Source organism: Rhodobacter sp. Har01, assembly GCF_020564565.1.
Classification (GTDB): domain Bacteria; phylum Pseudomonadota; class Alphaproteobacteria; order Rhodobacterales; family Rhodobacteraceae; genus Pseudogemmobacter.
The window spans coordinates 1-393 of sequence record NZ_JAJCTD010000042.1 but is presented as its reverse complement, the minus strand read 5'-3'; the positions used below and the strand labels follow the sequence as shown (position 1 = coordinate 393).

Genomic DNA, 393 nt, shown 5'->3' with positions numbered 1-393 from the left:
CGGCCAACGGCACGCTGACCAACCTCGGCAACGGCAGCTACACCTACACCCCCACCGCCGGCTTCTCGGGCAGCGACAGCTTCACCTACACCGTCTCCGACGGAACCCTCACAGACACCGCAACCGTGGCGATCACGGTCACGCCAGAGCAGGAGCCCGGCGGCGGCCCCGCCTCCGACGATTTCTCTGCCGGCGTTCTTGACCCGGTCTGGCGGATTGAGGGGCCGGCGGGGGTTTCCTCGGCGCTGGGGACCTCGGCGCAGGATGCCTGGCTGGCGCTGGTGACCCCGGACGGGACCTATGACGCCTGGAACACCAACACCGCGGCGCGGGCGATGCAGACCACCGCGGACGATGATTTCCAGCTTGAGGCGCGCTTCCTCAGCCTGCCGG

The 393-nt window shown here is 69.5% G+C and carries 1 protein-coding gene; it reads left to right on the top strand.

All coding sequences use genetic code 11. The annotated features are described in order from the left end of the window. The coding region (locus tag LHP98_RS19325) for an Ig-like domain-containing protein (protein ID WP_227254170.1) at positions 1–393 on the top strand (393 nt) is incomplete at both ends.